Here is a 6,809-nt window from a genome sequence, read left to right as displayed (position 1 = left end):
GTGCCGGATCGCCGGTGCGGGCGGGACCGGGGTCGTCGTCGTTCGCACCGGATCGGCCGGGGTCGGCCGTGGCGCCGGAGTCGGCCGGCGACGGCGCGAGTCCCGCGCTCGCCCGGGTGGAGGGTTCGGCCGTCAGCCTCGGGCCGCTGGACGGCCGGGGGCCGGTGGAGCCGGTCCCGGACCACTGCGAGTCCGGCGTGGCGTCGTCCACCCGGACCTGCGCGGGGCTGCCGCCCGCGTTCAGCGCCACGACGACGGCGGCCGCGGCCGCCAGCCCGCCGGCCAGCGCTCCGGCGGCCAGCCGCAGGCGTCTGCGGCGCCGCGCCAGTCGGCGGCGGGCGCTCCGGGTCAGGGGGCCCGCGTGTGGATCACCAGTCATACCTCGTCGTCCCGTCCCAGGAGAGGGCCTGCGCCACCGGCCCCGGCGCGGGGTGCGGGACGGTGGCGAGGCGCGACACGTTTGCCTTCTAGCACGATAGATAGGCAATTCTCCCAATTTGCCTGATTTGCCACGATTCGGCAGCATCGACGGTCCAGCGAGCACACACCACCGCCTGCGGCGGCGATCCGCGGCCGCCGATGTGACAAAGCCGACACCGCGCCGGGGGCCGTCCGGCCCTGGCGCCGAAGCTCCCCCGCCCGGAACCCTGCCAGCGGCGGGCCGGGGGATCAGCCGCGGCGGCCGCATCCGGCCGTTGCCGAGATCGGCCACTCCTGCGAGGTCAGGCGGCACCACCGCCACAGGACATTAGTGTGGCGAGGCGACCAGACGAGGAGAAAAGCGACATGCAATCTGCCGTGGAGAACGAGGGTGCCCGAGGCCCCGCCCCGGGCACCTGGTACCTCGACCCGCTGCACTCCAGCCTGATCTTCGTCGCCCGCTACCTGCGGTTCGGGCGGGTGCAGGGGACCTTCGGCGACGCCCGGGGCGTGGCGATGGTGACCGAGGACCCGACGGATTCCAAGGTCGACGTGACGATCCGGGCGGCCAGCCTCAACACCGGCGTCGCCGCGCGCGACAACCACCTGCGCTCGGCGGACTTCCTGGACGTGGAGCGCCACCCGCAGCTGCGCTTCGTGAGCACCGGCATCGAGCCGGCCCGGCGCGGGCCGGGCGCGTTCCTCCTGCACGGGGAGCTGACGCTCCACGGCACCACCCGGCCGGTCACCCTGGACGGGCGGTGGGTCGGCGAGGCCCCCGACTACGTGAACCCGGGCGAGGGGTACGGGCACTTCTTCGCCGCCAACACCGAGATCCGGCTCGGCGACTTCGGCGTCGGCGACGGCGGCGCGCTGCCGTGGGGCGGACGGCTCGTCGGCGACACCGTGGACGTGGTGCTGGAGGTCCGGCTGCAGAACCTGGATCCCGAGCCGTTCCTCCGCGAGATCGGGCACGCCTGATCCGGGCACCCGGAGCCGGCCGGCGGAGGACGCCCGCCGGCGCGGCGCCCCGCCGGCCCGCGCGCCAGCGGGGCCGCGGCCGGGAGCGGCCGGGGCGGTCAGCCCGCCAGGACCTCGTCGATCTCCGCACGGGTCGGCATCGACGTACTCGCGCCGTGCCGCTGGACGGCCAGCGACGCCGCCGCGGCGGCGAAGCGCGACGCCTGCTCGGGATCGCGCCCCTCGGCCCGGGCGACCACGAAGGCGCCGCAGAAGGTGTCGCCCGCCGCGGTGGTGTCCACCGCCGCGACCTGGCGGGCCGGCACCCGCACCGGAGCGGATCCCCGGCTGCCGTAGAGCGATCCGGCCTCGCCCAGGGTGATGAGCACCTCGGGCACCCGCTCCAGCAGCGCGGCCAGGGCCTCCTCGGGGTCCCGGTGGCCGGTGAGCGCGGCGGCCTCGTGCTGGTTGGGCACCAGCAGGTCGATGTTGCCGAGGAGTTCGTCCGGAAGCGGTGGCGCCGAGGCCGGCCCGAGCGGCTGCGGGGCGGGGGCCGGCGTGAGGACGGTCGGCACCCCGGCGGCCCGTCCGGCGCGGGCCGCGGCGATGACCCCCTTCATCGGCAGTTCCAGCTGGAGCAGGAGCGCGGCACTGCCCTCCAGCAGCGGCACGTCGTCCTCTTCCAGCCCGGTGACGGTGCCGTTGGCGCCCGGGATGACGATGATGGAGTTGGCGCCGTCGCCCTCCACGACGATGTGCGCGACCCCGGAGGCGCCGTTCGCCAGCCGCAGGCCGGACACCTCGATCCCGCTCTCCACCAGGGTGGTCCGCAACTGGGTGCCGAACGCGTCGTCCCCCACGGCCCCGAGGAACACGACGTCTCCGCCGGCGCGTGCCGCGGCGAGCGCCTGGTTCGCCCCCTTGCCGCCGGGGATCTGGCGGAACTCGGTGCCGGTGACGGTCTCGCCGCTGGCCGGCGCGGCGTCGACGTAGGCGACGAGGTCCATGTTGATGCTGCCGAAGACCGCGATCCGCGGTGCCGATGCTGGAGTCACGTGGAGTACGTTATCCGGGGCCGGGGCCGCCCGGCCGCCGCCCCAGGGCCGCCGGGTGCCAGCGGGCCCCGTCGCGGCTGGTAGCGGCCCGGACTACGCGAGTTCGACGATGACCGGCGCGTGGTCGGAGGCGCCCTTGCCCTTGCGCTCCTCCCGGTCGATCCGCGCCCCGCCCACCCGGGCCGCGAGCGCCGGGGACGCGAGCACGAAGTCGATGCGCATGCCCTTGCGCTTGGGGAAGGACAGCGCCTTGTAGTCCCAGTAGGTGTACACCCCGGGGCCCGGCGCGTGCGGGCGGACGACGTCGGTGAAGCCGGCCTCGACCACGGCGCGGAACGCGTCGCGCTCCGGTTTGGTCACGTGCGTCTTGCCCTCGAACTCGGCCATGTCCCAGACGTCGCCGTCCTCCGGCGCCACGTTCCAGTCGCCGCACAGCGCGATCTGCGCGCCGGGGTCGGCGGCGAGCCAGTCCCGGCCGGCCGTGCGCAGCTGCTCCAGCCACTCCAGCTTGTACACGTAGTGCGGATCGTCGATCTCCCGGCCGTTGGGCACGTAGAGGCTCCACACCCGCACACCGCCGCAGGTGGCGCCGATGGCGCGCGCTTCCTCGACGACGGGCTCACCCCACCCCGGCTGGCCGGGGAAGCCGGTCTCGACGTCGGTGAGCCCCACCCGCGAGGCGATGGCGACGCCGTTCCACTGCGACAGCCCGTGGTGGGCGACCTCGTAGCCGAGGCCGGCGAACACCGACTCCGGGAACTGGTCGTCCCTGCACTTGGTCTCCTGGATCGCGACGACGTCGACATCGGCGCGTTCCAGCCAGGCCGCGATCCGGTCGCCGCGGGCCCGGACGCTGTTCACGTTCCACGTCGCTATTCGCACATCCGCCAGGCTAACCGCCCGCGCCGTGCGGTGGCGACGGTTCCGGTCCCGGGTGTCTCCGGGAGCCCTTGGCGCGGCCGTCCTCCACGCCAAGGGCCCGGACACGACTCACGGCACGTGTCGGCCGTCCTGGTCGCTTCCGTTAGATGACCACACCTGACCCGCGGTTCACACGTTTTTCCCCAAATTCACCGCATCATCGCCGCCGTGCGGGCCGCCCGAGCCGCCGGCGGAGACGGCGGCCGTTCGCCGCGGGAGAGCGCCCCCGCCCGGTCCGGCGCGAGTGGTCCCAGCGATTTCCCAGCCGTTACCGGGCGACATCCCAGGATTTCCGGGTTTCCTGGACCGCGCAGGTCCGCCGGGTCCGAAACCACTCCCGCGGACCGCGCCGCGGCGCCGCCCCCGGGCTCCGTCCGACCGCCCGGGGCGTCCGGCGGGTGTGCGTGCCGGGCGCGCGGCGCCACCGCGCGGGGACGGCGGCCGGGGCGCGCCGGCGTCCCCGCCGGCCTTCGGGGCACCCCGGCCGCGGACTCCGGTGCGCCGAACACGCCGGTGCGGCCCGCCGCCTGCGGCATCATGGGCCTGGGACGTGCGGGGAGGCGCATTCCGTGAGCAGGCAGCCGCCGCTCCGGCACACCCCAGGACCGGACCGCGGGCCGACGCCGCCACCGCAGCACAGGCCCGCCCCCGACCCCGCGAGGTGAATCGATGACGGAGACCGCGACGCCGCCCCACGTGCTCGTGATCGACGACGAGCCCAACATCCGGGATCTCGTGCAGGCGGCGCTGCGCTTCCACGGGTTCGGCGTGAGCACCGCGCGCAGCGGCAGCGAGGGCCTGGCCGCCGCCCGCTCCCACCGGCCGGATCTGATCGTGCTCGACGTCCTGCTGCCCGACATCAGCGGGTTCGACGTGTGCCGCCAGCTCCGGGAGGGCGGCGACAATGTCCCGGTCATCTACCTCACCGCCCGCGACACCCCGTCCGACACCGTCACCGGCCTGTCGCTCGGCGGTGACGACTACGTCACCAAGCCGTTCTCGGTGGAGGCGCTCGTCGCCCGGATCCGCGCCCTGCTCCGCCGGGCCCGCCGGCACGAGGCCGCCGCGGCCCCCGCGGACGGCGAGGAGGACGGCGTGCTGCGCTTCGCCGACCTGGAGCTGGACGAGCGCAGCTGGACGGTCCGCCGGGCCGGGGAGCCCCTGGAGCTGTCGCCGACCGAGTTCCGGCTGCTCGCCTACCTCATGAACAACGCCGGCCAGGTCCTCACCCGCGCCCAGCTGCTGGAGAACGTGTGGGGCTGGGACTACGCCGGCCAGTCCCAGATCGTCGAGACCTACGTCAGCTACCTGCGCCGCAAGCTCGACCCGCTCGGCCCGCCGCTGATCCACACCCAGCGCGGCGTCGGCTACGCGCTGCGCGCGCAGGATCCGGCCTAGATGGCCCCCGGCAGACCGCTGCGCTCCCGGCTGCTGCTCGGGCTGCTCGGCGTCACCGCGGTCGGCCTGCTGGTCACCTGCGTGGTGGGGTTCCTCACGCTGCGCGCCTTCATCACCGAGCGCCTGGACGCCCAGCTGGTGCTGACCGCCGAGCGGGCCATGGCGCGGCTGGACAACGGGACGCCGCCGGTCGGCATGGACGCCCCCAGCCCGTCGCCGTACTTCGTGGTGCTGCTCAACCCCGACACCGGCGAGGTCAACCAGATCTACGGCGACACGCTCCGCGAGGACGTCGTGCTGGAGCGGATCGCGTCGATCCCGCTGGACGAGCTGCGCGGGTACGGCCGGGACGAGCGCATCTTCGAGCTGGACGGCCGGGAGCCGGCCGTCCCCCCGCACCGGGCCACCGTCCGGCTGCGGGCGGACGCGGTCATGGTCAGCGGCGTCCCCACCGAGGACCGCGCGACGTACCCGTGGCAGCTGGTGCTCACCCAGCTGATCACCGCGGGGCTGCTGCTCGCCGGCCTCACCTGGGCCGGACGCTGGCTGATCGTCCGCGGGCTGGCGCCGCTGGACCGCATGGCGACCACCGCCAACCAGATCAGCACCGGCTCCGACCTCGCCGACCGGATGCCGGACGCCGAGCCCTACAGCGAGGTGGGGCGGCTCGGCATGGCGATCAACACGATGCTCGGGCGGATCGAGCAGTCCTTCCGCGCGCAGCGGGCCTCGGAGGAGCGGGTGCGGGAGTTCGCCGCCGACGCCTCGCACGAGCTGCGCACGCCGCTCACCACCATCCGCGGCTACGCCGAGCTGTACCGCCAGGGGGCCATCCCGCCGGAGGAGCTGCCCGAGGCGATGCGGCGCATCGAGAACGAGGCCGAGCGGATGAGCCGGCTGGTGGCCGAGCTGCTGGAGCTGGCCCGGCTGGACCGGACCGGCTCACTGCAGCTGGGGACCGGCGACCTCGCACTCATGGTGCGGGACATGGTGGCCGACGCCCGGGCGCTGGAGCCGGAGCGGCCGATCACGCTGGCCATCCCCGACGGCCTGGCGGCCGAGGTGGACGAGACACGGTTCCGGCAGGTGCTCGCGAACCTGCTCGGCAACGTCCGTGAGCACACGCCGAAGCAGACGCCGGTCCAGGTGCGGCTGGCCGCGGCGGACGGGATGGCGGTGCTGGAGGTCGCCGACGAGGGACCCGGGATGGCGGCCGAGGACGTGCGGCGCGCCTTCGACCGGTTCTACCGGGGCACCCGGGAGCCGGGCGGCGGAAGCGGACTCGGGCTGGCCATCGTGCAGGCGATCGCGACCGCCCACGGCGGTGACGTGCTGCTGACGTCCCGTCCGCGCGACGGAGTCCGGGTCCGCGTCCGGATTCCCCTGCGGGCGGCACCGCCCTGATCCGGCCGCACCGCCTGCGCGGACGGCCGTCCGGCGGGTGCCCCGTCAACCGGACGAACGCCGGAACCCCCGCCGCGGCGGTTGTTTGACACGCGTGACCGCGACTAGTATTCGGGCGTCCCTCTCGGCCACCCGCCGCTTCGCCCGCCCCTCGGCCGGGCCGGCCCAGCCGTGGCCTCTCTCTCGACGAGGAGACCCTCGTGCAGTCCCATCCCCCGGCCGGTGCGTCCTCCTCCGGGGACGCCGCGGAGCAGGATACCTCGCCCCCGAGCACCGACAGCACCGACGCGTCGGCCGCCCCCAGCGGTCCCGACGCCCCCTCGGCACCGGAACCACCGGTCTCCCGCGACGTGCCGCGCGGCGCCGAGATCCCGCCGGGCCCCGGCAGGGGCACGGCCGGCCGCCGGCGGCGGGCCGCCCTCGCACTGGCCGGCGGGCTGCTCGCCTGCGGCCTCGGCTACGGTGCCCTGGTGGTCGGCGGGAGCGTCCGCGGCGCCGAGGAGCGGCCGGACCAGCTCACCTCCTCGACGACCGAGCGGCAGCCCGCCCCCTCGCCGTCGCCCAGCGCGTCGGCCGAGCCGTCCCCGGCCGCGAGCCCCGCACCGCCCGACGCCGAGCCGGCGCGCACCGGGTCCGCCACCACCACGGGCG

The 6,809-nt window shown here is 75.4% G+C and carries 6 protein-coding genes and 1 pseudogene; 4 read left to right on the top strand and 3 right to left on the bottom strand.

Annotated features, from left to right (window positions below; genetic code table 11):
* The coding region (locus DEF28_RS24800) for a hypothetical protein (protein WP_199493508.1) at window positions 1–379 on the bottom strand (379 nt) is incomplete at its 3' end.
* A gap of 407 nt (window positions 380–786) precedes the next feature.
* Between DEF28_RS24800 and DEF28_RS24795 the strand changes: the two genes are divergently transcribed.
* Window positions 787–1,401, top strand: coding sequence for a YceI family protein (locus tag DEF28_RS24795; protein ID WP_114400507.1), 615 nt, complete (start codon window positions 787–789; stop codon window positions 1,399–1,401).
* Window positions 1,402–1,499: 98 nt separating this feature from the next.
* Here DEF28_RS24795 and DEF28_RS24790 read toward each other — a convergent pair whose 3' ends face one another.
* Both DEF28_RS24790 and DEF28_RS24785 read right to left on the bottom strand, forming a co-directional pair.
* Complete coding sequence (locus DEF28_RS24790; RefSeq protein ID WP_114400506.1) at window positions 1,500–2,435, bottom strand: ribokinase; 936 nt, start codon at window positions 2,433–2,435, stop codon at window positions 1,500–1,502.
* 93 nt (window positions 2,436–2,528) lie between these two features.
* Window positions 2,529–3,317 (bottom strand): exodeoxyribonuclease III, encoded by a 789-nt coding sequence (locus DEF28_RS24785; protein ID WP_114400505.1) that lies wholly within the window; start codon window positions 3,315–3,317, stop codon window positions 2,529–2,531.
* Window positions 3,318–4,025: 708 nt separating this feature from the next.
* Between DEF28_RS24785 and DEF28_RS24780 the strand changes: the two genes are divergently transcribed.
* The 3 genes and pseudogenes from DEF28_RS24780 to DEF28_RS24770 all read left to right on the top strand — a co-directional run.
* Window positions 4,026–4,754, top strand: coding sequence for a response regulator transcription factor (locus tag DEF28_RS24780; RefSeq protein ID WP_114400504.1), 729 nt, complete (start codon window positions 4,026–4,028; stop codon window positions 4,752–4,754).
* Window positions 4,755–6,158 carry a sensor histidine kinase gene (locus DEF28_RS24775; RefSeq protein WP_114400503.1) on the top strand — a complete coding sequence of 468 codons (1,404 nt, stop codon included), beginning with the start codon at window positions 4,755–4,757 and terminating at the stop codon, window positions 6,156–6,158.
* A 200-nt stretch (window positions 6,159–6,358) separates the two neighbouring features.
* A pseudogene (locus DEF28_RS24770) lies at window positions 6,359–6,809 on the top strand (hypothetical protein); the annotation flags it as partial.

The sequence above is a fragment of the Marinitenerispora sediminis genome (genome assembly GCF_003336425.1).
GTDB lineage: Bacteria > Actinomycetota > Actinomycetes > Streptosporangiales > Streptosporangiaceae > Marinitenerispora > Marinitenerispora sediminis.
The sequence above is the reverse complement of the archived record's forward strand: the minus strand, read 5'-3'. Positions and strand labels throughout refer to the sequence as shown.

Bases quoted from the DNA above. Each gene is read 5' to 3' on its own strand.
- DEF28_RS24795 (WP_114400507.1), top strand. From the start codon at position 787: ATGCAATCTGCCGTGGAGAACGAGGGTGCCCGAGGCCCCGCCCCGGGC.
- DEF28_RS24780 (WP_114400504.1), top strand. From the start codon at position 4,026: ATGACGGAGACCGCGACGCCGCCCCACGTGCTCGTGATCGACGACGAG.
- DEF28_RS24775 (WP_114400503.1), top strand. From the start codon at position 4,755: ATGGCCCCCGGCAGACCGCTGCGCTCCCGGCTGCTGCTCGGGCTGCTC.